The organism is Candidatus Filomicrobium marinum (genome assembly GCF_000981545.1).
GTDB classification, from domain to species: Bacteria; Pseudomonadota; Alphaproteobacteria; order Rhizobiales; family Hyphomicrobiaceae; genus Filomicrobium; species Filomicrobium insigne.
The window spans coordinates 3562596-3587907 of record NZ_LN829119.1 but is presented as its reverse complement, the minus strand read 5'-3'; the positions used below and the strand labels follow the sequence as shown (position 1 = coordinate 3587907).

General features: G+C 54.8%; 21 protein-coding genes and 1 pseudogene. 12 read left to right on the top strand and 10 right to left on the bottom strand.

Annotated features, from left to right (window positions below; all coding sequences use genetic code 11):
* The first annotated feature begins 111 nt into the window (after nt 1–111).
* From YBN1229_RS16725 to gmd, 3 genes are all read left to right on the top strand, one after another.
* On the top strand, nt 112–1065 hold the full coding sequence (locus YBN1229_RS16725; protein WP_280136715.1) for a GDP-L-fucose synthase family protein: 954 nt from the start codon (nt 112–114) through the stop codon (nt 1063–1065).
* A gap of 162 nt (nt 1066–1227) precedes the next feature.
* Nucleotides 1228–4374, top strand: a complete 3147-nt coding sequence (locus YBN1229_RS16720) for an FkbM family methyltransferase (RefSeq protein ID WP_052744038.1) — start codon at nt 1228–1230, stop codon at nt 4372–4374.
* Nucleotides 4375–4514: 140 nt separating this feature from the next.
* Nucleotides 4515–5588, top strand: a complete 1074-nt coding sequence (gene gmd / locus YBN1229_RS16715; RefSeq protein ID WP_046479342.1) for a GDP-mannose 4,6-dehydratase — start codon at nt 4515–4517, stop codon at nt 5586–5588.
* 77 nt (nt 5589–5665) lie between these two features.
* Here the strand turns inward: gmd and YBN1229_RS16710 are convergent, their stop codons facing one another.
* Nucleotides 5666–6550 (bottom strand): glycosyltransferase, encoded by an 885-nt coding sequence (locus YBN1229_RS16710; protein WP_046479341.1) that lies wholly within the window; start codon nt 6548–6550, stop codon nt 5666–5668.
* 140 nt (nt 6551–6690) lie between these two features.
* Between YBN1229_RS16710 and cysQ the strand changes: the two genes are divergently transcribed.
* The 6 genes and pseudogenes from cysQ to YBN1229_RS16685 all read left to right on the top strand — a co-directional run bounded on the left by cysQ (nt 6691) and on the right by YBN1229_RS16685 (nt 12664).
* Complete coding sequence (gene cysQ / locus YBN1229_RS16705; RefSeq protein WP_046479340.1) at nt 6691–7536, top strand: 3'(2'),5'-bisphosphate nucleotidase CysQ; 846 nt, start codon at nt 6691–6693, stop codon at nt 7534–7536.
* 132 nt (nt 7537–7668) lie between these two features.
* Nucleotides 7669–7884: pseudogene (locus tag YBN1229_RS19370) on the top strand (class I SAM-dependent methyltransferase); the annotation flags it as partial.
* A 48-nt stretch (nt 7885–7932) separates the two neighbouring features.
* Nucleotides 7933–8997 carry a class I SAM-dependent methyltransferase gene (locus YBN1229_RS16700; RefSeq protein WP_244464953.1) on the top strand — a complete coding sequence of 355 codons (1065 nt, stop codon included), beginning with the start codon at nt 7933–7935 and terminating at the stop codon, nt 8995–8997.
* Nucleotides 8987–10003: a GDP-mannose 4,6-dehydratase gene (locus YBN1229_RS16695; protein ID WP_160298730.1), complete on the top strand. Its 1017-nt coding sequence runs from the start codon at nt 8987–8989 to the stop codon at nt 10001–10003. The genes YBN1229_RS16700 and YBN1229_RS16695 overlap by 11 nt, the downstream gene beginning before the upstream one ends.
* Nucleotides 10000–11154: a glycosyltransferase family 9 protein gene (locus YBN1229_RS16690; RefSeq protein WP_152025030.1), complete on the top strand. Its 1155-nt coding sequence runs from the start codon at nt 10000–10002 to the stop codon at nt 11152–11154. Before YBN1229_RS16695 ends, YBN1229_RS16690 begins: the two co-directional genes overlap by 4 nt.
* A 79-nt stretch (nt 11155–11233) precedes the next feature.
* Nucleotides 11234–12664 (top strand): DUF2793 domain-containing protein, encoded by a 1431-nt coding sequence (locus YBN1229_RS16685; RefSeq protein ID WP_046480730.1) that lies wholly within the window; start codon nt 11234–11236, stop codon nt 12662–12664.
* A 31-nt stretch (nt 12665–12695) separates the two neighbouring features.
* Here the strand turns inward: YBN1229_RS16685 and YBN1229_RS16680 are convergent, their stop codons facing one another.
* Entirely contained in the window at nt 12696–13589 is an 894-nt protein-coding gene (locus YBN1229_RS16680) for a hypothetical protein (protein ID WP_139165324.1), read from the bottom strand.
* A gap of 356 nt (nt 13590–13945) precedes the next feature.
* Between YBN1229_RS16680 and YBN1229_RS16675 the strand changes: the two genes are divergently transcribed.
* The 3 genes from YBN1229_RS16675 (at nt 13946) to YBN1229_RS16665 (ending at nt 17063) form a co-directional block, all read left to right on the top strand.
* Nucleotides 13946–14866: a glycosyltransferase family 2 protein gene (locus tag YBN1229_RS16675; RefSeq protein WP_082101188.1), complete on the top strand. Its 921-nt coding sequence runs from the start codon at nt 13946–13948 to the stop codon at nt 14864–14866.
* 353 nt (nt 14867–15219) lie between these two features.
* The gene (locus tag YBN1229_RS19280) at nt 15220–15765 is read left to right on the top strand and encodes a septal ring lytic transglycosylase RlpA family protein (RefSeq protein ID WP_046479337.1); all 546 of its coding nucleotides are present in this window, start codon (nt 15220–15222) and stop codon (nt 15763–15765) included.
* A 269-nt stretch (nt 15766–16034) separates the two neighbouring features.
* Complete coding sequence (locus YBN1229_RS16665) at nt 16035–17063, top strand: protein-glutamate methylesterase/protein-glutamine glutaminase (RefSeq protein WP_046479336.1); 1029 nt, start codon at nt 16035–16037, stop codon at nt 17061–17063.
* A gap of 127 nt (nt 17064–17190) precedes the next feature.
* On the opposite strand, the gene YBN1229_RS16660 is transcribed toward YBN1229_RS16665, so the two are convergent.
* The 8 genes from YBN1229_RS16660 to YBN1229_RS16625 form a co-directional block, all read right to left on the bottom strand.
* Nucleotides 17191–18105 carry a CheR family methyltransferase gene (locus YBN1229_RS16660; protein WP_046479335.1) on the bottom strand — a complete coding sequence of 305 codons (915 nt, stop codon included), beginning with the start codon at nt 18103–18105 and terminating at the stop codon, nt 17191–17193.
* Nucleotides 18106–18201: 96 nt separating this feature from the next.
* Nucleotides 18202–18606, bottom strand: a complete 405-nt coding sequence (locus tag YBN1229_RS16655) for a response regulator (protein ID WP_046479334.1) — start codon at nt 18604–18606, stop codon at nt 18202–18204.
* 61 nt (nt 18607–18667) lie between these two features.
* Nucleotides 18668–19153 (bottom strand): chemotaxis protein CheW, encoded by a 486-nt coding sequence (locus tag YBN1229_RS16650; RefSeq protein ID WP_082101186.1) that lies wholly within the window; start codon nt 19151–19153, stop codon nt 18668–18670.
* A gap of 21 nt (nt 19154–19174) precedes the next feature.
* On the bottom strand, nt 19175–21775 hold the full coding sequence (locus tag YBN1229_RS16645; protein ID WP_046479333.1) for a hybrid sensor histidine kinase/response regulator: 2601 nt from the start codon (nt 21773–21775) through the stop codon (nt 19175–19177).
* A gap of 28 nt (nt 21776–21803) precedes the next feature.
* Nucleotides 21804–22322: a hypothetical protein gene (locus YBN1229_RS16640; RefSeq protein WP_046479332.1), complete on the bottom strand. Its 519-nt coding sequence runs from the start codon at nt 22320–22322 to the stop codon at nt 21804–21806.
* A 205-nt stretch (nt 22323–22527) separates the two neighbouring features.
* Entirely contained in the window at nt 22528–23478 is a 951-nt protein-coding gene (locus YBN1229_RS16635) for a FliM/FliN family flagellar motor switch protein (RefSeq protein WP_046479331.1), read from the bottom strand.
* 101 nt (nt 23479–23579) lie between these two features.
* Entirely contained in the window at nt 23580–24572 is a 993-nt protein-coding gene (locus YBN1229_RS16630; protein ID WP_052744034.1) for a flagellar motor switch protein FliG, read from the bottom strand.
* Nucleotides 24573–24718: 146 nt separating this feature from the next.
* Complete coding sequence (locus YBN1229_RS16625) at nt 24719–25105, bottom strand: response regulator (RefSeq protein ID WP_046479329.1); 387 nt, start codon at nt 25103–25105, stop codon at nt 24719–24721.
* Nucleotides 25106–25312: the final 207 nt, after the last annotated feature.

Below are 25312 nucleotides of genomic sequence, written 5' to 3'. Positions count from 1 at the left end.
CGTGGCGGGATCTTTCACGCGTTATCATTAACGCGACAGCGACATATATGGTGCATCGCAGTTATGATATTGAACCAGCGCCGAGGGATCGGTCGGACTGGGGTAAGGTCGTTGACAAAACTATACAAATTAGCCGGAAAGCGAATTTACGTTGCTGGCCATCGCGGAATGGTCGGCGCGGCCCTGGTGCGCCAATTGCGTAAACTCGGAATGGAGCCTCTGACCACAAGCCGAGACGAGGTCGATCTCCGTAACCAGGCCGACGTCCGCCATTGGTTTGAAGTTCATAAGCCTGACGTCGTGTTTTTAGCGGCTGCAACTGTGGGCGGAATTCTCGCCAATGCCACGCGGCCAGCAGAATTCATTTACGACAATCTTGTCATTGAAACGAACGTGATCGATGCGGCCCACCGCAACGATACCGAACGAGTGATCTTCCTCGGATCGAGTTGCATCTATCCTAAACACGCTCCCCAACCGATCAGCGAAGACAGTCTTCTCACCGGTCCTCTAGAACCAACAAACCAATGGTATGCGATCGCGAAGATTGCCGGCGTAAAGCTGGCCCAGGCGTACCGCGAACAATACGGACGGCACTACATTTCAGTGATGCCGACCAACCTTTACGGCCGCGGTGACAATTTCAATCTGGAAGGCGCGCACGTTATTCCGGCACTCATGCGTAAAGCGCATGAAGCGAAACTCGCTGGTTCAGACAAACTTTCCGTATGGGGCACAGGACAAGTCCGCCGCGAATTCCTGCTTGTTGACGATCTGGCCGACGCGCTCGTGTTTCTTGCCGAGCATTATGACGCCCCCGACCCAATCAACGTCGGCGTAGGCAGCGACATAGCGATCAAGGAGCTGGCGACACTCATCTGCGACGTCGTCGGCTTCGAAGGCGAACTCGCAACAGACCCCACGAAACCCGACGGCACACCGCGCAAGCTGATGGACGTTAGCCGCATCAACAGCCTCGGCTGGCATGCCCAAACATCATTGGATGTTGGCCTGCGCGATACCTACGACTGGTATTTGCAGAATCTGGGCAAAGTGCGGTCATAAAATATGTGGAACACGCCCTATCTATCTTGAGCCCAGCACAACAACTTGGCAGGGTCATTCTCCTCAGATCATTCAGACGGCTGATTTATACGACGTCAGCATCTGACGCGGTCTCTTGCTCTTCGCGTCCCTTTCAAGCGGACGGGGGAGCATCGACCCACCATGATGGGGGGCACGGCCGAGATGCGTCCTCACAACGGATTGCAGTACTTTGAAGTCAAAGGTTGGCACAAAGACGCGGGCACCCAGATCGCAGTGACGTCCGCCGCAGATATCGTGACGGCGCGGCGTATCATTTCCTCCCAGGTCTCCGCCCTGACCGAACGGTGTCAACAGCTTGATCGCAACTTAAAAAAATCCGGAACATTCGACGCCGAAATTGAAAAGTCGAAGACGCACCCATCGTTCGATCTGACCATCACGAAAGGAAAAGCGCCCTCCCCCGCCACCTGGCAACCACTCCAAGAAAATAGTCCCCCGCGTCAGGAAAAGGCGCCCCGCGATCAAAGCGTGGTTGATTGGCTCACAACAAACTCGATCACAGGATCGACTTATCTAACCTGTGGCACGGCAAGCCAGACTCCTTTGTGCGCACAGCTGAAACAACGCGACTTTAAAATAGTTGGCGTTCTATCCGGAGAAGGAAAACGTCAACCAGTTGAATCGGGCCACCCCGACCGCAGCCGCCCGCAAGCCGGTTCTTTAGCTCAATGGTTTGCTGATACGCCAACAACCGCACGAGCTGATATCGCAGGCTATATTCTCGACGCCACCGCCACCACAACAGATCTCAACCTTATTCGACACCGCGTGCTTCCTGGGCAATATGTCTGCACCGAACGCTATTCCAAAGTGGCCGAGGGCTTCGCATCGGACTGGGACGGCCGCATTATCGAATGGCCTCAACACGTCATGTTCCTGGATCCCGGGCCCCGTTATCTCGATCCACTCTTCATACCCAACGATCGTCTGCACGAAACCAATTGGCCCAAAATTTCGGTCGTAACAGTCAGTTACAATCAGGCTCCCTACCTTGAAGATTGCCTTCGGTCTGTTCTCGACCAGGGCTATCCCAACCTTGAATACATCGTCATCGACGCCGCTTCGTCCGATGGCAGCCAGGAAATCCTGCAGCGCTACGCGCCCCAACTTTCACGCCTCATCATTGAGCCGGACGAAGGCCAATCGCATGGCCTCAACAAGGGGCTTGATGTGGCAACGGGCGATATCCTGACGTGGATCAACAGCGACGACATGCTGGCCCCCGGCGCCCTGCGCCGCGCAGCGCTCGCTTTCCTAGACAATCAGTGCGACCTGATGGTCGGTGGATGCGAGCGGATTACCGAAAACAGCGCCGAAGTTACCTCGCTCCATCACCCAGCCTTACCTTATGGACGCGCAGTCCCCCTCGGCTTCTTCGAGCACTTCATGTGGACCAACTCATGGGAGCGCGGCGACTATTTCTACCAGCCGGAAGTTCTGTTCACCGCCGACATCTGGCACAGGTCTGGCGGCTACCTGAAACAGCACCTGTACTGGGCGATGGACTGGGAGCTCTGGATAAGAATGGGGCTCGCTGGCGCGATCATCACTCACATCCCGGACACCATTGGGCGGAGCCGCGAACATGAGGCCCAAAAGACAACCTCGGAACAACGGTATCTCCATCAGCTCAAGAACATCTTGCTTGAACACGACGACGCACTCTCCCAGCTTCAACAAAGTTCAGGGGACTTACCGAAGGGCGAAATTCCAGACTGGATCAATTTCGACCCCATTCACGGCCCAGCACACGTTCCACTTAGCTTGTATCAACGCATTTGGATGTTGCGCGATCCACAAAGACTGCACATCGCAATTCAACATCGCTTACCCGAGCCGGTAAAAACTCAGATCAAGCGATTGTGGCGCCTCCGCCATCCGGAAAATCTGCGCGCCGCAATCAACCATCGCATCCCGCCACGGCTCAGGGATTATCTGCGTGAAAAACGGAAGTCCCTCCGATACGACCTCAGCGGCGTGAGCTTCATCAATCGCGTCCGTCTGAAAGAGTGGACCCGAAGCCGAGAGCTACTGGTCAAAGCGGAACACGATGCGCAAGAGGCTCGGGCGATACGCGCCAAATTGGAAACCGAGATCGCACAACTGCGCTTGCGCTGTACCGAATTGTCGGAACAGTGCCTGGAATTGAATGACCGGATCGCAAAGTCACCCGACGAAGAGCAGTCCACCGCTGAGGTAATCTCAGAAAGCATAGCCAATTTTGCCACGAAGCTACTGTTCGACCGGACAGCCGATTTGCAATCGCGCCAAACCATTGCGGCATATCTCGCGCACGGCAACACCGTTGAAGATGCTCTGCGAACCGTAGCCATCCAGTGCTATTCTGAACAATCAAAGGTCACCTTCGCCGCGAACCGCCGACTACTTGCACGGCCGGTAGCGATGCCAGAATTGTCCGCCACCGAGCATCAACGAGGCGAGTTCACAATTATTGATGTCGGGGCCGAGCCGCTCGACTTCGAGGCTCATGTGTATGCGGCGCTCCCCAAGTACCGACCATCCCTGATTATCGGTTTCGATCCAACCGACCAAGATGCTCCCAAGGTAGAGACAAGCGAAAACGATGAAGCTCTACGATGCGAAATTCGCACGTTGCCATACTTCATCGGGGACGGTCATCCGGCAACATGCAATCTTGCACGCATGCAACCAACATCCTCGCTCCTTGAACCAAACCTTACGCTTGCCCGTCGGTTTTCCTTACTCGCCGAGGCATTAGAAATCGTGGAAAGCCGAGCCGTTGAAACACGCCGGCTTGATGATGTCATTGCAGAACAAAATATCTCTGATCGCTGGATTGATTTCGTGAAGATCGACGTCCAAGGCGCAACGCTACCCGTCTTAAAAGGCGCGCGAGAAACTCTGTCGCGAACGTTGATCTGCCACTTGGAGGCTGAGTTCACAGAGATCTATTTGGGAGAAGCGCTTTTCAGCGACATCGACAGATATATGCGCGAGCTGGATTTCGTTCTGATGGACATCGCGACCCTTGGCCGACAGCGCTACAACGCCTTTGATGTCACGGAGGACCGCTTTTTCCACGCCGGCCGTTTGTTGTGGGCAGATTGTGTATATGTCCGCCACCTGGATGATCCGGAAAAACTAACCGACGCCGAGCTTCTCAAACTCGCCGAAATCGCCCACGTTGTATACGGAAAATACGACGTGGCCGCATTTGCACTCCAAACCGTTTCAAATCGTGCCGAGTCCACCGTCTACGACGACTACACCGCGATATGGAACTGATCCTGAGCGGCGTTTTAAAGACAAATCGAGCAAGGCATCAGTTGGTATGAACCTTGCTCGATACTCGATTGATGACCTGAGCGAGGGATCGAAAAGTCGTGTCGCAACCTCGGCGACAACCAAAAGAGGGGCTAGGCTTAATGTCTGAACGTCGTGTTGCGTTAATCACCGGTGTCACCGGCCAGGATGGCGCATATCTCGCCGAGTTTCTGCTCGACAAAGGCTACGAAGTACACGGCGTGAAACGTCGCTCTTCGCTGATTAACACCTCACGCGTTGACCATCTTTACCAGGATCCACACGTATCTGACGGGCGGTTCCGGCTGCACTACGGCGACCTCACCGACAGTTCCAATTTGATACGATTGATCCAGGAAACCCAACCAACCGAGATTTACAACCTCGCTGCGCAAAGCCATGTCGCAGTGAGTTTCGAAACTCCGGAATACACGGCCAACTCTGACGCGATTGGCACACTGAGGCTGCTCGAGGCTATTCGGATTCTCAAACTGGAAAACGAATGCCGCTTCTATCAGGCCTCCACCTCCGAGCTCTACGGCAAGGTGCTTGAAACCCCCCAACGCGAAACCACCCCCTTCTATCCCCGCTCGCCTTATGCCGCAGCGAAGCTCTACGCTTATTGGGTGACCGTGAACTATCGGGAAGCCTACGGAATGTTCGCAAGCAACGGCATTCTGTTCAATCACGAAGGGCCGACACGCGGTGAAACGTTCGTAACCCGCAAAATCACGCGCGCCGTCGCAGCGATCACCAATGGCAGGCAGGATCGCCTTTACCTTGGCAATCTCGACGCCAAACGCGACTGGGGCTTTGCCCGCGATTACGTAGAAGGCATGTGGATGATCCTGCAGCACGAAAAGCCGGACGATTTCGTCCTGGCTACAGGCGAAACACGTTCCGTGCGCGAATTCGTGGAAGCGGCGTTCGCCGTTGTCGGAACCCAAATTGAGTGGCGCGGCAAAGGCGTCGACGAGACGGGCGTGAATAGCAAGACGGGCGAAACACTCATCTCTATCGACCCACGCTACTACCGCCCAACGGAGGTCGACTTGCTTTTGGGCGACGCGACCAAGGCCCGGGAAGTCCTGGGATGGGAACCGCAGACCTCATTTGAGGAACTGGTGGAGATGATGGTCAAGTCGGATCTGGTCGCCGATAACTACACACCATCAATGGTTCAGGGACAGCATTGAGACACGAATTAGGTGGAGCCCGCTCAAGACGGGCGCCCACTTCCCCGGCATCTCGATGCCTCCAGCGCTTCGAAGGATCAATAACCCGCGAGCTTACCGCGCCACTGCAACCAGCGCGCGAACGCCATAGGCAAGCGGGCGCAATCCTCCAGGGACAATGTATGCTTGTCTCGCTGACCGGCATTACCGCTTCGCGTCTCAGAACGAAGTTGCTTTGCGCGTAATAGAGACAACGCCTGCGCCACAGTCCGGCGTTGTTGCGCGCTGAGAACCGGCGTCTTCAAGATAGTCCCCAACACCTCGATATCCGACCGCCATATCCGATCACGCGCATCGCGATCCCCCGCGAGCGTGAGTGACCCGGCATGTGTGCGATAGTGATAGGTGGGCACTCTCACACCCATCCCCCTCACCCCCTTTAGAAGAACGCGAACAAGAAATTCGCGATCCGCACCAACGCCAAGATCCGTGCGGAACGGACCAACCATGTGGAAGACGGAGGCCCGAAACAAACGCGCGTTGATCGCCGGAATTCCAAACGCTAGTCCCGGAAGCGACAACTTCGTTTGTGAGTAGATGACGCCGGAATCGTCGAACACAGGGCCACACGATACGCCCCCCATGATCATGTCAGCACTTTTGTGAAGGTCGAGTGCATTAAACAACTTCGACAAACCGAAGCCATGCAGAACATCATCCGAATTTAAAAGCGCAACATATTCAGCCTTGGCTTCGCCAATCGCACGGTTGAGACCGTCGTAAAGTCCTCGATCGGTCCCATCTAAGATACGTACAAATGGATAATCCGCCGCAATTGAACGCGTCGCGTCGTCAGAACCGCCGTCCGCGATCACCACTTCAAAGTTCACATTGACCAGTGCTCTCGGCACGCTATCCAGCGCCTTTGCAATAAAGCGCTCCGCATTTAGCGTCGGCATAACGAGACTGATCTGAGGTCGCATGCGTGTCTCTCGTCCGCGGGAACAGCTTGCGTAAGGTTGGGCTAAGCCATTATGTCTACAGACACTATCTTTTCGTCTCTCAATCCAAACGCCCAAGGATAGGTCCACCTCGGGCCACCAACTTCAAAGAACAGCTGATCATGTCTGAAAGCTTTGTCGGGCTTGCCGAAGCTCTCTTGCCATCTGTACTCGCAGCCGGCGCAAAAACAATGCACTACTTCCGCACCGGCGTCGAAACCGAGACCAAGGCTGATGGCTCGCCCGTCACACTGGCCGATCAGGCGGCAGAAGAAATACTGCTTGAAGGACTAAGTCGAGCTGCACCCGGCGTTCCTGTCGTGGCAGAGGAATCGATGTCTGCGGGGAAGGTGCCAAACCTCGAAGATACATTCTTTCTGGTTGACCCTCTTGATGGCACACGCGAGTTCATCAACCGGCGTAACGAATTCACGATCAACATAGGACTGATCAGAGACAAACGTCCCATATTCGGCATCATCTTTGCCCCAGCCCTATCGCAACTCTATCTGACCCTGGCTGATGATCATGCCATATCCGCCCCGCTCGATCCTGATGCCGAAACATGCTCACTGCAGGGTCTTAACGCCGATCGCATGCGGACCAGCGCGCTCAACGCTGAGAGCGGAATGACAATCGTCGCCAGTCGCTCGCATGGGTCTGAAGCTCTGGAAAATTGGCTGGCCGATGTTGACGTCGCGGGCCGCGCCAATATCGGGTCCTCACTCAAATTCTGCTTGGTCGCAGCAGGCAAGGCCGACGTCTACCCGCGCTTCGGACCAACGATGGAATGGGACACCGCAGCAGGCCACGCTATCGCGACAGCCGCCGGCGGCGTGGTAACGCAAACAGACGGATCACCATTTCTGTACGGCAAGCTCGAAAAAGGCTTTTTGAATCCCAGCTTCATCGTCTGGAACAGCGAAGGCAATCCTCTCCTCTCGCGCGTTCGAGACGGTAAGAGATAGCACCAGCGCATCGCAATCGCGGCAAGACCCAACCCAAACTCCTTTACTTGAAAGGCGACTCAATACGAAATATACTGCATACTGAGAAAGGCGGTCGCGACGACTGCCGGACGTGCATAGGTCGGGGGAACAATGCACATCAGACACAAGAAGACCTGTCGCGTCTGTAAATCCCCCTCGCTCAAACCTGTAATCGATCTACAGCCGCAATATTTACAAGGCTCATTCGTCAAGGCTGGGACACTATCGCCGCCCTTGCGAAAAATCCCTACGTCTCTTGTTCGCTGCGACGTATCTGCGGAAGAAGGCGCTTGCGGACTTTTGCAGCTCCAGCATTCAATCCCCCCAGAAATACTGTATGCGAACTACTGGTACCGGTCCGGCACGAACCGGACGATGCGCGATCATCTCCAGGGTATCGTTCACGCGGCGATGGCAATCGTCGCGCCGAACGACAAACGCGTTCTAGATATCGGCTGTAACGACGGTACGCTGCTTGCCACCTATCCAAAGGACTTCGAACTGTGGGGGTTCGATCCATCCGATATTGCTCAGGAAATTACGGATTGGGTCCAAGTCGTTGGCACCACCTTTCCAAGCTCCCAGGGACGCGCCCGAATCGCAGGTCGTAAGTTCGATGTCATTACGTCAATCGCCATGTTCTACGACCTTGAAGACCCGATCGATTTTGCTTCCAACATAAAGCAATCACTAGCGGACGACGGCATCTGGATTCTGGAAATGTCGTACATGCCGCTCATGCTCAAGATGAACTCATTCGACACGATTTGTCATGAGCACTTGGAGTATTACAGCCTCGAGGTTCTGCACTACATTGCGCGCGCCGCGGGTCTGCGTATCTTCCGCGCCGAGCTCAACGCGATTAACGGCGGCAGTATCCGCTGCTACGTCTGCCATGAAAGCTGCATCAAATACGACACGCGAGAAGCCGATAGCTACATTCGCCGCCTACAGCTCATGGAATTTGAAATGCAGCTCGACACCGACGAGCCCTATCGCGCGTTTCAGGGGCGCATCGAACGGTTGCGCGAAGACATGAATAAGCTCATGGGATGCATCCGGGCGAACGGCGAAACAGTCCACGTCTACGGCGCGTCAACCAAAGGCAACGTGCTGTTGCAATGGTATAATATCGATACCTTCAAGATCGAATATGCCGCTGACCGCAACCCGCAAAAAAATGGCGCGCAAACCCTCGGAACGAATATCAAAATCATATCAGAGGAAAAATCACGCGCGATGAAGCCGGACTATTATCTCGTACTCCCTTGGCATTTCCGCCGTGAATTCATCGAACGAGAAGCCGAAACGATCCGCAACGGCACCAAGATGCTATTCCCGTTGCCAACGATTGAAGTTGTCGACGCGACCAACTTGGAGGCGAGCCTGGAGGGCGCCGAGCTGACGCCAAATCGGCTTGAAGAAATTCTTGGCATCTGAGACACCTCCCCCTCCAACCGGATTGCGTTCACTCGTTATCGGAGCCAACGGGCAGGACGGCTCGTATCTTGCCGAACATCTTTTACGCTGTGGCTGCCGGGTCGTGGGCCTTGGCCGTCAGGCGCAATCGCGTTTCATTCCGGGCACCACACCGGGCTATACGTACGTCCCTGTTGATCTCAGCCGTGACCGCGAAACACTCCCCGATCTTCTTGTTAGAAGCCGTCCCGATCGCATCTATCATTTTGCAGCAGTACATGGCGCATCCGGCTTCGCTTATGAAGAACACGGACAGGACGCGTTGCAGGTCAATATCGGCAGCGTTCATCAGGTGTTGGAATACATCCGAACCACAAACCCCGAAGCGTGCCTTCTCTATGCCAGTTCAGTGAAAGCCTTTAACGCAAAGCCTGCCGGCCGAGTTCACGAAGAGCTCCCACGTCACTCGACATGTCTTTATTCCATCACCAAAAATGCCGCCACGGATCTGATCGGCTACTACCGGCATCACCACAATGTTCGAGCCACCACGCTCTTTCTGGCCAACCACGAAAGCCCCAGACGTCCCAGCCATTATGTACTGCCGCGCATAACGCAAATGTTGGCGGCTGCACTAAGCGGCGAGCAACCGAGCGATCCGCTTCGTTCGCTAAACTTCTCTTGCGACTGGGGGAGCAGCGCGGAGTTCGTCGAACTTGGCACACGTTTGCTGGAAGTGTCTCCGAACCAGGACTACGTGATGGCAACAGGAAGGACATGGACCGGTTTTGAACTCGTTCGAGAGCTTTTCTCTCTCGCGGAACGCGACTGGCAAAATCATCTCCCCGTTTTAGAACCCATCGATACGTCGTATGCCGCCACGTTCGGCGCCGATATCTCTCGCATGGTTAGTGTCCTCGGATATGGCCCACAAAAGAATGCGTTGGATGTCGCGCTCTGGATCCTCGCAGAAAATCACGGCCTACACCTCCGCCGTCATCCAGCCCGACGGGTCTCCACAAAGTGACCGACATCCTCCTAGGACAGCTTGGCTCGAATGGTGATTGCCTCTACGCAACGACAATCGCCCGTCAGATCAAACACGATTTCCCGGAGTGCCGACTGACGTGGGCAATCTCTTCGCTATGTAGACGCGTGATTGAGAACAACCCGCACGTTGACGAGATATGGGAAATTCCCGTTGCGTCCTGGGGCGACCTGAACGCAGCGTGGAATGCACTGGAGACAGAGGCAGCCCGCGAGCTTGCCCGTGGGCGATACCAACACACCTTCCTCACGCAGATCTGCCCCAACCACTTCGGCAACTACGACGGTACGATCCGTCCATCGATTTTCCGGAACTACCCGCGGCCGATCACTGTCCCTGTCGAAACGGTCATTGAACTAACCGATACCGAAAAAGAGACAGTCGCCCAGTGGGTCCGGAATAAGGCGCTGTCAGACTTTGAAAAGGTCGTCCTTTTCGAATGCTCTTCGAAATCGGGGCAATCATTTGTAACGCCCGCATTGGCCGTCGAAATCGCGCGCGCCGCACTCACCAAAAACCCGCGCATCGCCTTTATCCTGTCAACGCACGAAACGATCGCATCGGATCGACCGCAGATCATCCACGGTGGCGATCTCTCAATGCGCGAAACAGCGGCCCTGACGCATCACGCCGATCTCTTTGTCGGCTGTGGCAGCGGGTTGACTGTCGTCGCCACCAGCGCTGCAGCGAAACCAAATCTCCCGAACATCCAAATCCTCAAGCGCGCGACCTCGGTCTATGCCTCGTTCAAACACGATTTTGAGTACTTTGAGAAACCGAGCAGTCACTTCTTGGAAGCAACACACGCGAATACTGATCGATTGGCCCGCACAATCCTCGCAGCTCTCCAACACGGGATCGCAGAAGCCAACAAAGAGTTCGGCGAAGAGATATCGCTCGATTTCCGCTGGTACTGCGAACTCATAGATCAAATGCTGCTGCAAAACCGCCAGTTCATCGAAGCAGCGAACTCTTTAACCGTCACGATAGAGCGCTATGGACCTCGCTCAGACCTAGTCCGCTTCGGCAAGGCGCTCGTGCTACCGTTTCTCGAGTTGGATCCCTCCGCACAGTTTCCACGCGGCCGCGAGATTATCGATCGCATCCACGCCGCCATTGCGACCGCGTAACAAGCACGCCGACAGCTTTATCCCCTATCCTCGCGCGCCGTCTATTCTGGTTCCGAACGACATCACGACGGAGCGTGGGATGGAGCACACCCCTAACCTCGGCCTGCCCTACATCATGGCGGCTCAAGCTCAAAAGCATGTAACGCACAACGAAGCGATACGTGCGCTCGACGCGATTCTGTATCTCGCCATTCAGGACCGAACCCTCACGACATCACCAGAAGATCCTGAAGAGGGTGCACGCTACATCGTTGCCGCCCCGGCCACGGCCAATTGGGCCGGCCATGAAAATGAAATCGCCGCCTTTCAGGATGGAGCCTGGATGTTCTATCCGCCACGCGAAGGCTGGATCGCGTGGCTCACCAACGAAGAGCAAACACTCCTATGGAATGGAGTAGCTTGGACAGCTTTTGGTGGCGGAGGTACCCCCACAGAGTTCGGGATTAATGCAACAGCCGACGCAACAAACCGCTTGAGCGTATCATCGCAGGCCAGCCTTTTCTCTCACGAAGGCAGCAGCCACCAGATTAAGATCAACAAGGCCGCACCGACTGATACGGCCAGCACGCTTTATCAAACAACCTTTTCAGCCCGCGCCGAGATGGGGTTGATGGGTGATGACGATTTTCACTTCAAGGTATCCCCCGATGGGGCCGCATGGCATGAAGCTATTGTCATCGATAAGGACACTGGCTCCGTCACGCTGCCGAATACAGCCCTCCCCTCGGGCGGAGGAAGGGAATTGCTCGCGGCACCGCGAACATATTATGTCGACGGAGGCGCGGGTTCGGACACGAATACAGGCCTCTCTGCGCCCGATGCGTTTGCCACCATTCAGAAAGCCATCGACATCGTCGCAAGCCTGGACTTGGGCATCTACGACGTCACAATCCAGATTACATCTGGTACGTACACAGCCACGAACATATTGAAGCCGCTCGTCGGATCCGGACGTTGCTATATCGTCGGCGATGAGGGAACACCGGCCAATGTCACCATCGACGTAGCCTCAAACGCTTGCTTCACCGCTGACAACACCTACGCAATCTACCATCTGCGGGGGATGAAATTGGCAACCACAGGCACGCCTGGGTACGCGATCAAGGCTATGGGCCCCAGCAAAATTTATTATGGAAATTTAGATTTCGGCACTTGCACAAACAGCCATATGTATGCCGAGAACGGCGCGAATATCGAAGCGGACGGGAACTATACGATTTCCGGAAACAGCGCCTATCATTGGCTCGTTTCGGCGGCCAACGTCCAGGTCGTCGGTCGAACAATCTCGCTGACAGGCGTACCCGCCTTCGGAACCATCGGAACACAAGCCTTTGCCGCCGGACTACGAACGGGCGCACTTGTTGTCATCGGTAACACCTACGTGGGAACAGCGACCGGCAGGCGATATTTCGCGTCGAGCAATGGTCTTGTCGACACCAACGGCGCAGGCACATCGCATCTTCCTGGAGCTTCAGCTGGAGCAGTCACAACCGGTGGCGAGTACATTTAGGCAACCATCACGCGACCATGTTGTTGGCGTCCTACCGACCTCCGCCTTGAGCGAGCACGTCGGCTTTATAGCCAAAGAACGCCATTTCCTCTTTGAAATAGTCATCCAACCATCGGATCGTCTCTGGGCGGAGTTTTTTTATATAATTGCCAGGATGAACTTGGCGGATATGGCGTGTATCCACTTCGTCGGATGGAATCACATCGTGTTGCGCAGCAATAGCGTCCACTACGTCGCGTGAGATGTCCCAACCAAAATGCGCAGCAAGACCGGCAACCCAATCGGGCTTTTGGTAGATAACGTCTTCATACCGATACATCCGTGTCTCACAAACACCGCACAGCAAAATCCTGTAATTCATAAGGAACGCACGGAATGTTTCCGCTGCGCGCTTGACGTAGTCGTCAATCTCAAGGGCGCGGGCGAGGTCGCGCATCGACATGTTGGCGTTGACGCTTTTCAAGACCTTTCCGGGTTCAGGATGGCTGTCACGCATCGAGAAGTAGTGCGAAACGAGCATATCTCGCGGGTCGCGCACAAGAAGAACAGGACGTGACTGTTTGAGGATCGGAATATCGAAACGACGGGGAAAATAGCGGAAGCCGCCATAACAATAGCCCCGAGGCAGAAAAATCGCCGATGTATCCGCCGGCATATTCTTATCCGGCAAACCGATCGCGAAATACTCCTGCATGATCGAGACATAGGTCACACCAGCGCTGGCGGAAAGCTTGCGCATAATGCCATCGAGCAGAACCGATCCTGACTTGGGCATCGCAAAAACCAAAGCGCTCGGCAGATCAGAACGGTCCGTTGGTGGCAGCGTGAAGAGCACGCGCCTTTCACCACCATCATCAAATTCCACGGAAGGGAGCGCAGCCCCCCCATCATGGGCCCTGCCTCCGAAAAAGAACCGCTTGCGCATCGTGGCTCCCCTTAGGTCGAAAATCAGGGCGGGGATGAAATAATCTCCGTCCCGATGCAAGTCCACAGCCGCAATGATTGAAGCGCTCAAAATACGGCCAAACGTCCGGACCAACGATTGCATGCAGCTCTGAGCAACGGAACTATCCACAGACAACGGATCATTTCGGAGGCGACCCGGCTTCCTAAACGCACACAAAGCGTATCATGATGCAACGTAGTCTGACCGTTTTAAATTGTACCATTCATTCCGTACGCTTTTGCAGCAACACCGTCCTTTTTTGCTCAGCTGTCCGCATACAGCTCAATTGAATGACATACACCCACACGCGACACGCTCGTCACCAGAAATGGTGAATGTCTAGCCACAACAGCCGCGAAGGGACCATGAAGATAAGCGTCGTCATCCCCGTCTCTCAACGCCAGAAATCTGCCGAACGTGCGCTGCGCTCGGCCTTGTTGCAGGACGGCCCTGTTCACGAAGTTCTTGTCGTTGACGACGCCTCCTCTCCTCCATTTAGGTTGCCCGACGAGCTCAAGAACGACAATCGCATTCGCATCATACGCAACGAAGTCAACGTAGGCGCAGGGGCAAGTCGCGAGGCTGGATGCCATCACGCAAAGGGAGATTGGATTGCCTTTCTTGACTCCGACGACTACTGGCTGCCTGGAAAACTCGCTGCGCAAGCATTCCTCGCGCAACGAGACTTCACCCAAAACCCAGGTGCGCTCGTTTGTTACTCTTCGGGCTACCAAACCATTAGGCGTAGAACCGGAAAGCAACGCGGCTTAGTGCCAGCCGAAAGTTCTCACGCAGAGGACTTCGCCAGCGCCTGCTGGTTTATGCCGGGCTCAACCGTGCTCATAAGCAAACGCGCGCTCAAGAAAACAGGACCATTTGATTTGAGCCTGCGGCGGCTCGAGGATCTCGATTGGTATATGCGATTCGGGCTTGCCGGCGGTCGCCTGCGCGTTGCTGCAATCAAAGGAGCCGTAATCGAAATCGGCGAGCGGCCAACTCCCCTTCAGATACACGAAGCTTGCGGTCTAATTGAGCAAAAGTGGCTAAATCCAAACGCCGACATCCCGCTTCCCGCAAAGATGCGTACGGCCCTACGCGCGTACTTGGATATTGAGCGGGCAGCAGCCCATCATCACGCAGGCCGCGTCATGGGTACGATTTGGTTTCTCGGACGTTCTTTTCTGCGTCGTCCGCGGAGATGCGTTCACCTTAAAAAATGGTGGCACCCACTTGACGAGAGACGTGAGCCGCCATAGTCGGCCCAAAAAATCTAACCTCCTACCGTCCTCGTTATGTTGATGGTTAGCCAGTGGTTTATCCTTGCTCAAGCACAGGTAATCATTGATGTTTTGGGATGCCATCGCGAACCTTACCGGTAATCATGAATGGCATAACAACAAAATCAATAAAACTACGTGGGTCAGAAAATTTAAAAGCAATTACAATTACATGCGCCACCGGCCAATCTCCGCAAAACACCCAAAAGAAGATCAGCTACAAAACAGAATGAATTTGCACACAATTCTCAGCAAATTATCGCTGCCGAATTGGCATGGTCACAGGAAGTCTTTGCCATTCTCCACCCGACGACCAAGAAACGGGTGTAAAAATGAACGGGGCAGGTTGGATAGCAAAAGCCGCTTCTCTTGCGGTTTGCGCAACTTTGGTGAGTGGATGTGCTTCAGGCGGAAGCACAATCAGTCAGGGATTTACGCCATCAAAATTCGGTACTCCGGCAAGCGCGCGGGTACACTACGGCGAAGGCACCACACCAGTACGCCGCGGTGTCTACAAGATCGGCAACCCCTACTATGTCGGGGGACAGCGCTACGTGCCACGCCACGAGCCAAACTACGACAAAGTTGGCATAGCGTCTTGGTATGGCAGTGATTTCCACGGACGCCTAACAGCCAACGGCGAAATTTACGATCAGAATCGCCTCACCGCAGCACATCCTACGTTGCCGCTACCATCGAACGTTCGCGTAACGAACATGACGAATGGGCGCTCCATTGTCGTGCGCGTGAATGACCGCGGCCCCTTCCTTCATGATCGAGTAATAGACTTATCTCGATCTGCAGCACATCATCTGGGTTTTGCAAATAAAGGACTTGCAAAAGTACGAGTCACGTATCTTGGCCCCGCCCCTCTATAAGACATCCTACAAACGTTGGACAAAACAACTTCAGCCATTCGGTAAAAATACCGCCGCGCGACAAGGTTCGCGCCGGGATTTGGCTTCATCAATGATACAGTGAATGAGTCGCATAGTGCCTACTATGCATAAACTCGTTGTACAAAGGAGCTGGCCTTTTAGTGATAGATGTAAAAACCATCAGCGCTAATCTCTGGCTGAAAACAAAACAAAAAGCGCCTACGACCGCGTCTTGTCGCAAAAATGGCGCATCCAAGGATCCCTGACAAATGCCCGGGCAAATAAGCGTTCTGGTCGTTGACGACTCAGGCGTCATGCGGCGGGCTCTGACGAGACGCATCCAGACGGATAGCCGCTTTCGCGTGATTGATACCGCTTCCGATGGCCGTGAAGGCGTCGAGAAAACGCTGAAGCTGCGCCCGGATGTCGTCACCCTCGACGTCGAAATGCCCGTAATGAACGGGCTAGAGGCCTTGCGGGTAATCGTCTCGCAAACGCGCACTCCCGTCGTGATGGTAAGCTCGGTCACAAAAGCCGGGGCTAACATCACCATGGAAGCGCTTGAGATCGGCGCAGTGGATTTTATCGCCAAATCGAACAGTGGCGACATGATCCACGAGAAGCTGCTTGCAGCCGCCCGGGCCAAACTTCAGCGTCCCGCACCAATCGCGCCCCGTACACGCGTCGCAACACCGAAACTGGCGGCAACAAATCGAACGCATAGCCTGCGCACGTCTCCACCAAAATTATGCCTCATTGGAAGTTCAACCGGCGGCCCACAGGCACTACAGCAGGTCTTCGGACAACTCCCAGCCAGCCTGAAGGTACCAATCGTTGTCGCGCAGCATATGCCCGCGCAGTTCACCGACGCTCTGGCCAAACGCCTGAACCAGATTTGCAGACCCAATGTCGTTGAGGCGAAGGACGGAGATTTCCTGAGCCCTGGAGCGATCTATATCGCGCCAGGAGGCATGCAAACACGCATCGTGGAAAATCAGATCCGCGTGTCAGCGGATAAGGGTGAAAGCCTCTATAAGCCAAGCATCGACGTGCTCGGCGATAGTATTTTCCAAGCCTATGGCGGCCGCGTTCTGGGCGTGATGCTTACGGGAATGGGAGCAGACGGCACTAAGGCTTTCTTGAAAATGCACAACGCCGGCGCATTTAACATCGCTCAGAGCGAAGATACCTGCGCTGTCTACGGAATGCCCCGCGCCCTCGTTGAAGCCAACGCTGCGGACGAACAACTTGATCCCGAGCAGATCGGCGCGCGCATTGCCAACCTAATAGGGAAATAAAGCGCGAAGCGAGCTCGACGCTTAGCGATGCATCATACATCTGCGTGCGGCACACTATAATAACGTGGGTCACGCCAAAACAACGCCCTTACGACGCTGCCTGGCAGCGTCGTACAGCGCAATCCAGTTACCCAGCGAGAATAGCAGCCCTTAGCGCCGCCGGTGTTGCCGGCGCTGCAACAGCTGGTCTACGAGCCGCACCTAAATTCGCGTCCGCAGGCGAGAGGACCATACGGTGCATAGGATCGGCAACGAACTCAGTCGAAGTGCCTAATACGCTCTCGGAAGCGCCGAGCATGAGAAAACCGTCATTCGCCAGATTACGGCGCATCTTCGCCAAGACCTCGCGCTTACCAGCGTTATCGAAATAGATCAGAACGTTGCGGCAGAAAATAACGTCGACGTTGCCGATCGCATTGTAGTCACCCAACAAGTTGAGTCGACGGAACTGCACCTGTGAGCGAAGGCTCTCCTTGATCTGCCACTTGTCGCCCTTCTGGTCGAAATACCGCAACAGGAACGGCGTTGGCAGGCCTCTCTGGACTTCGAACTGCGAATAGAGACCTTCGCGTGCCTTGGCCAGAATGGCTTCCGACAGATCCGTTGCAATAATCTCGACCCTGCGCCCTCCAAGCTGAGCTTTCATCTGGTCAAGGATCATGGCCAGAGAATAAGGCTCCTGACCACTCGAACACGCAGCACTCCAGATTCGGATGGTCTTGTAGGCCGGCCGCGTTTCGATCAGCTTCGGTAGAACCACCTGCGAGAACTTGTCGAATGGCACCTTGTCGCGGAAGAAGTATGTCTCGTTGATGGTCATCGTTTCGACGACCTCTTTCGCAAGCGGAGCCGACTTGTTGTTGATCAGAATATCAACCAGACCATGGAACCCGTTTAGGCCCTCGCGCCGAATAATCGGCTGCATTTTGCTCTCAACGAGATACCGCTTTTGGGCATCGATTATGAGACCCGATTCCTTCTTGAGGAACGCGCAAAGCACCTCATAAGGGTCGCCGGATACCTTGGCGGTATTTGGGGTCATAGTCAGCTTCTCCGAACAGATGCCGCTGGCGGGCAGAATGCTTTTGTTGAGGAATTAATCTGGAGAGGAGCGCCGTAACGTAGGCGCGGAAGGAAATTACCCAATCGCAGCCAACGCCGAGGTCTCCACAGAATGCGGAAGAATACCTACCTGATCGAGTTTCGTTTCCAGGATGGCGCGATCAAAGGGCTTCATGATGTATTCATCAGCGCCGCTCTCGATCGCCTTCATAATGTGCTTGATGTCGTTTTCGGTCGTACAGAAAACGACTTTCGGTTCATGGCCATTCGGCATAGCCCGAAGCGCCTCGACAAATTCGAGGCCATTCATTTCTGGCATGTTCCAGTCAACAATGATGACTTCCGGCATGGACTTTTCACATGCCGCCTTGGCCAGCACGCCGTTTTCAGCCTGCTGAACCACGAACCCTATTGATTCTAGGATTTTGCTGATGAAGCCTCGGACGACTCGCGAGTCATCGACGACGAGAGCAGTGGTCATGTTGAAGGCCCCTGATACGCTGGAGGAACATTTGTCCGTGAACTGTGCACACTATTGATTACTACTTTGTGAAATCAAAAACGGCACCCACATCCAAAACGGGAATTAGGAAATCGTTAACCCGATACAGCCCGCTCATAAGGCTCGCCCGTATCGGATCGAAGTGCGGCGGTGTCGGAATACGCATGGATCCATCCAGAGATAGAACATCTCCGACCTGATCGACCATAAGTGCAAAATTCTCGCCCTTATGTTCCATTCCGATCGCCAAAGCGTTGTCAAAACTCTCGACGTCATCGAGTCGCAAACGCCGGCGAAGACTAACGGCAGTAACGATTTTACCGCGAATATTGACAAGCCCGACGATATCCTTCGGTGCGTGCGGAATAGGTGTAACCTTCTGCACGCGAAAGATCGTTTGGGTATCTTGTACGGAAATACCGAATATCTCTTCGCCAATAAAAATCGTGAAATAGCTCTGCGCACTTGTGCGAATGCGCTCATCCCCATCGCCGAGTACGGCTAAAGCCTGATCTTGAGCCTGCATGAATTGCCCCCCGCTTTGAGCTCAGCTCGCAAGCGCCATAGATGCCTGCTGACGTTCCGCTACAATCCCACTAAGCATGGAAAGAAGCGCGTTACGGTCAAACTTGGCAATCCGCCCTGCCAATACCTGTGCCGGGAAACTCATCCGGTGCCCGCTCGCCTCTCCATCCAAACCGATTATCGGTATGTTGCCCCGCCCAATCGCCTGACAAGCCTCCTGGATGGCTTTGAGATTGAGGCCCGGCTCCTCAAGGTCGATTAATACCGTATCGAACTCGCCGCCGCTTTCCTGCAGCAGGGCCTTAGCACCGTGCGAATCTGCACGCACGTTGACGCTAAACCCAGCCGCAGCCAAGGTCGGACACAAAACATCTGTCGCGTACGTATCCCGCGAGACAACAAGAAGTCGTGTACCATTTGTCTGCGATTTAAGGTCCGGCTCGGGGAAAGCGCCCCGCAGGTGATAGGCGATATCGACCAATTCCACGGCGTGATTCTTGACCACCGTCGTACCGATGATATCGGAACCTGGATTATCCATCTGAATGTCGAGCTTGCCTTCGAAGATATCGATAATCTCATCGACAAGCAGTCCCATCGTCCGGGAGCCGATGGAAATTATGAGCGCGGGACTTACGGGTCGTGCATAGACATCAACCGCTGGAGACGCCGGAACGATCGGCATCAAGCGACCCTGATGTTGCACAACATACTGACCGTTGGCTTCTTCGATCCGATCAGCTTCCACGGACTCGATACGCCCGACCAGAGATAGTGGAAGGATCTTAGGTGCACCGCCGCCAGCACGGAACAGAACGTAGCGCGAGCTTTCCGATCTCGCCGCAACTTCACGTACGGATTCGGACTTACGTTCCGCAGATTTTTCGATACCCAGAGCGACCGCTACGCCTGCCGGATCGATAATGAGAACGACGGAGCCATCACCGAGGATCGTATGGCCAGTGAAGATGCTGAGGTGCGCGATAGTCGCACTAAGCGGCTTCACAACGATTTCCTGGACATCCGCGACGTCATCGACAATCACACCGATCGTCTGCGAACCGACGCGCATAATGACAACCAACGTATCACGATCATTGTCATTGTCGGTCATGCCAAGCACCGACCGCAACGCGACGACGGGAATGACCTGCTCACGCAGTTTGAGCACCAGCGAGTTTTGAAGTCGCTCGATCTTATGCGGCGATTGCCCCCCGATGCCGACCGCCTCGACAACGGCGTGCTGAGGAAGTGCGAAGCGTTGATCGCCCACTTCGACAATGAGGGCCGGGGCGATAGCAAGAGTCAGCGGAATACGCAGCGAGAAGCGGGAACCCGCTCCGGGCGCGCTCGACAAGGAGACCGACCCGCCAATGGATTCAATGTTCGACTTCACAACGTCCATGCCGACACCGCGGCCGGAAACGTTCGTGATGTTGCTTGCGGTCGAAAAACCAGGCTCGAAGATCTGCTGATAGATCTCCTGCTGCGTCATCGCAGCCAAGCCAGCTTCCGTGGCAATACCGCTCGATAGGATCTTAGACTTGATCTTATCGATATTCAGCCCACGCCCATCATCCACGATATCGATCGTGATCTGGCCGGCCTCGTGCGAAGCAGATACCCGAATGGTACCCATTTCCGGCTTACCAGCCGCCGCCCGCTCGTCCGGACGTTCGATGCCGTGATCCGCACAGTTGCGGATCAAGTGTGTCATCGGATCGCGAATGACATCTATGAGCTGACGGTCAAGCTCAGTATCGGCGCCTTCCGTAACCAGATTGATCTTCTTGCCAAGTTCGGATGAGAGCTCACGGATAAGACGAGGCAAGCTTGAATAAAGACGACCAACCGGCTGCATACGCGCCCGCATCACAGCGTCCTGCAGATCGCTCGTCACTGTCGACAAACGCTGTAACGGCGCTTTGACGGTATCTTCCTCGCGATTGCGTGTCAGTTCGAGCAGCTGGTTTCGCGTCAGCACCAGCTCGGAAACAAGTTGCATAATCCGCTCGATGGTATCGACCGTGACGCGGATCGTTTCTTGGCTATGGGCACCCTCTGATTTCTTAGAGTTGCCATTCGACGCCGGATTAGCCTTGTTGGTGCTCTCATCGGTTTTTGCTTCTGCAAGCGGTGTGGACGCGACTTCTGTCGCGGACATCACAGCCTCGTCTTCTTCCGCCCCGGTTTGCGCAGAAGATACCTCGGTGGTCTCAACCTGTGCAGACGCTTCCGTTTCTTTGAGAGCATTGGCAGCGTGATCCGCCAGCATACTCACAAGATCGGAATCATCACCTTCCGGTTCGCCGCCGTGCTCCTCGATTTCCTCGATTAGCCCTTTAATGCGATCGATTGCCGCCAGGATCAACGTAACCGTGTGTTCTGTAGGTGGCGCACCGTCGCGCAGCTCGCTGATGAGCGTCTCCGCACCGTGCGCAACATCCTGAAGTCGGTTCAGGCCAAGGAAGCTGGAGGTGCCTTTAATCGTATGAACGAGACGAAAAATACTGGCGATGAGCGATGCATCTGACGGATCCCGTTCGAACTGAACAAGTTGGTTTTCCGCGCCCTCGATATGCTCCGTCGTCTCTACCAGAAAATCTCTAAGTAGCTCATCCATAGATCCCGTGCCCCCCGGCCCCCAAAGCTCAATTCGCAGGTATCATTCGGTCCGCCATCGATTGCGGAGCTTCGACAGGCGCTGCGTATCCGTTGTTGACGAGATCCGCCAAATCAGAAAGCGCCGAACGTAGTTTCAACGAAATCTGCTCGCAATACTCTTCGACATCCTCGGCTTCGATTTCACCCTTTCCGTCACGGCGGCTTTTGATGACATCAATGCTTTCGAGACACATCAAATTGACTGCATCGACACGCGCTTCAAATTCGGTCCGCAATTCATCGCAGATCGAATCATAGATTTCTAAAGTCAGTTTGCTGCCCGGCAATTCCGAATGCGTAAAGTACTCACGGTACGTCCGAGGCGCCCAACCCAGTAGCTCATCGACCATTTCCGGCAAAAGCACGGGTAGATTTTCAATCAGAAGAAGCACCTCGTTGAAATGATTCAGAAAATCATTTGCAATTCCCGAGGCAGGATTGACGAGCGCGGCCGCCCGTTCTTCAAGATCCGATGGTACCGCTTCAACATTTGAATCTTCGCGCATCACTGGCTCCCCGTTGCAGTGGCCCGTGTTTTCACGGATTTAGGCCGAGCATTATATCCTCGTATAGTTTCCAGTACTTAACAAACGACTACGAAAATATTTGTTAGGCTCGAAACAGCCAAAAACACTTGAAATTGCGGGATTTTCACCAGATCACGCGTCTACTGAAGCTCTAAGCCACCTTTGTCGGCACCAAACTCCATTTTTACGCTCGTTTGGATTTTAGAATCATTTCGCCAAGAAACTGCTCGCTCGGGTCGAGCGCTTGTTCCAATCGCAGAGAAATCTGCCCCCGGGATTGCCCCAGTTTGCATTCGAACAGGGGGGTGCCGTCGCACTCCAAAATGACTCCGCCAAAGTCACCGGAATTGGCTTCGAGCACCTGCCCGACTTTCAGATTTGCAATCTGATCAATCGTCATTGTCGGCCCCTCTAGGTGGGCTTCAAGACGCGCCACTGTGCGCGCAACTCCATCACCCATGCGCTGCGTCCATACGGGGTCGGCCACCGTAGTCGCCTCGCCGGTCCCGCGCTGCAGTTTGGCGCGCATCTGGTGCAGAGCCGTCTGCGGTATCATGATGAACATACGCCCACCATGATCGAGCACTTGAGACAGCACCTGGCACACTGAAACCGGGAAGTCGCTCTGCCCCATCATCGTGAATTCGATAGTCGGCTCAAAACGCTCAAGTTCGAATTCCGTTGGCGAGATACGTCCAAACTCTCGGCGCATTGCGTCAACCGAGATCCTCGAGATCTCTTTAGCTATACGCACTTCAAGATTGGAAAGGGGTCGTTGATCGTCGAAAGGGGCAGTTGATCCGTCGCCGCCAAAAATCGCCTCGAGCAAAAAATAAACAAGGCGCTTATCGACCCCCACGACAATCCGCGCGTCCCACGCGGTTGCATAATAGATGAAGGCAACGCAATCCTCGTAGCTTTCGAGGACATCCCAGGCATTTGAAAGCTCGATGCCATTCACAAGCAACGACAAAGGCGTCGTCACCCATTCGCGCAACTGCTCTGTGCATGTCCCGGCGACTGACTCAAAAACAGCCGCAAGCCCAGGTAATTGTTCAAGCGAAAGCTTCGGCGGTTGAAACAGCCGCTCTACGGTATCCTTGCCACCCAGTGAAGCGGCCTTGCCATTGCTCATGTCGCTTCCCTACAGCGCACTTGGCTTCAAGCGAAGATTAATAAAGTATTAGCCCTTCGCGAAACTGAAGCCGTCTTCACCCAACTGAAACGCTTGTGAGCTTAGTACTCGTCTTCGCCACCGATCTCGATCAGGCCGCGATTGGCCATGTCGAGGGCAAGATCAGCGATAGACCTGCGAGCCTGCATAATGTCCTTCCGGACACCAGCCGCGCCGCTGGCAAGCTCTTGCTCGATGATACGCCGCGCACGGGTCGATACAGATTCGAGAACTGCTTCGGTAACCGGCCGGTCTGCACCCTTCAAAGCCAACATAACCGTTTCAGGCGGCACTTCATCGAACAGGCGCGTACGAACTTCGATGCTGAGCTTGACGATATCGTCGAAGGTAAACAACAGGCCACGCACGATCTTAGCCTCTTTCGGCCGATATTCCTCAAGCCCGTTAAGGACTTCGTCCATCTGCTCGCGGTCAAGCTTGTTGATGATATCAGCCAGGCGCGCATGAATATCCGGACCGTTGGACCGGGCAACCCTGGTAATGAGGTGCTGCGCCAGAACGTCTTCCAGTATACGCACAGGGGCATCCAACACTGGCTTGATCGTCAGCATGCGCCGCGTCAGTTCTTTGCGCAATTCCAGTGGCAATTGACTGATAACGCTCGCAGCCAAGCCCGGCGCAAGCTTTGACAGAACATAGGCCGCAACCTGCGGATGCTCTTTCGTCAGATACTGCACTGTGGCCGACTCCGGCATCTTCGCTAGCCGGGGCCAAACGACCTTGCCCGCATCGCCACGCAAATCCGACATCAACTCTGCAGCCTGATCTTCAGGTAGGAAACCCGAAATCAGCTGCTCGGCAACGTTGTCGTTGCCCATCAGATCGGCCCCGATCGACATAGCTTCAGAGAGCTCTTCGACCAGGTTTTCTATGGCTTTGCGCGGCACACGACCTAGAGTCGAGGCGGTACGTGCAAGATGTTTGAGATCTTCTTCGTCGAAATGCTTGACGATGCGATCGGCATTTTCCTTGCCCATGGCCAGCAGGAGCGCCGCTGTCCGTTCAGCACCACGGAGCCGCGTTTTGCCAGTCACTTTTTCCAAGAACGCCTCGCCGGTCGCTTGTCAGAATCCTCTTGGAAAACGAGTTCCCGGGCTCCATGGAACCCTTGGCCAAACGACCACTCTCGCCTCCGCATGCCCAACGCAAACTCAGAAACGTCTCAATACGCCGCCTTGACTCAGGCAGCGTATTTCGCAAACACGCCGTCAATCTTTTCCTTCAGAACTGGAGCTGTGAAGGGTTTAATCAGATAGCTGTCAACGCCGGCAGCCTTTGCCGCCTCGATATTTTCGGTTTTGGATTCCGCCGTCACCAGGATGAAGGGCGTGTCCTTAAGGTTGGCGTCGCTACGCACAGCTTTCAGCAGATCATAACCGGTCATAGGCTCCATATTCCAATCGGAGATGACGAGGCCGTAGCTTTTCTGCTTGAGCTTTTCGAAGGCTTCCGCACCGCTGGCGGCTTCGTCCACGTTCTCGAAACCAACCTGCTTCAGCAGCTTCCGGATAATGCGCACCATCGTGCTGTAATCATCCACCACAAGTACTGCGATATCCGTATTCATGATCTATCCCTCCAAAGCCCGAGACAACTCTGTGCCCAGCCTAATTTTTTTCAGCTCCAGCTGGCGCCCATGTCGTTGCATCCGCCAAGACTGCCGCGTCCCAATTTGGAGCCTATAAACCCTTGAAAATCTCTTACTGCCGAATGCTTTCGCCAACCTAGCGCATCTCGTTGTCTCGGCCTGGCGACGCCAGCTTGCAAAAGCATC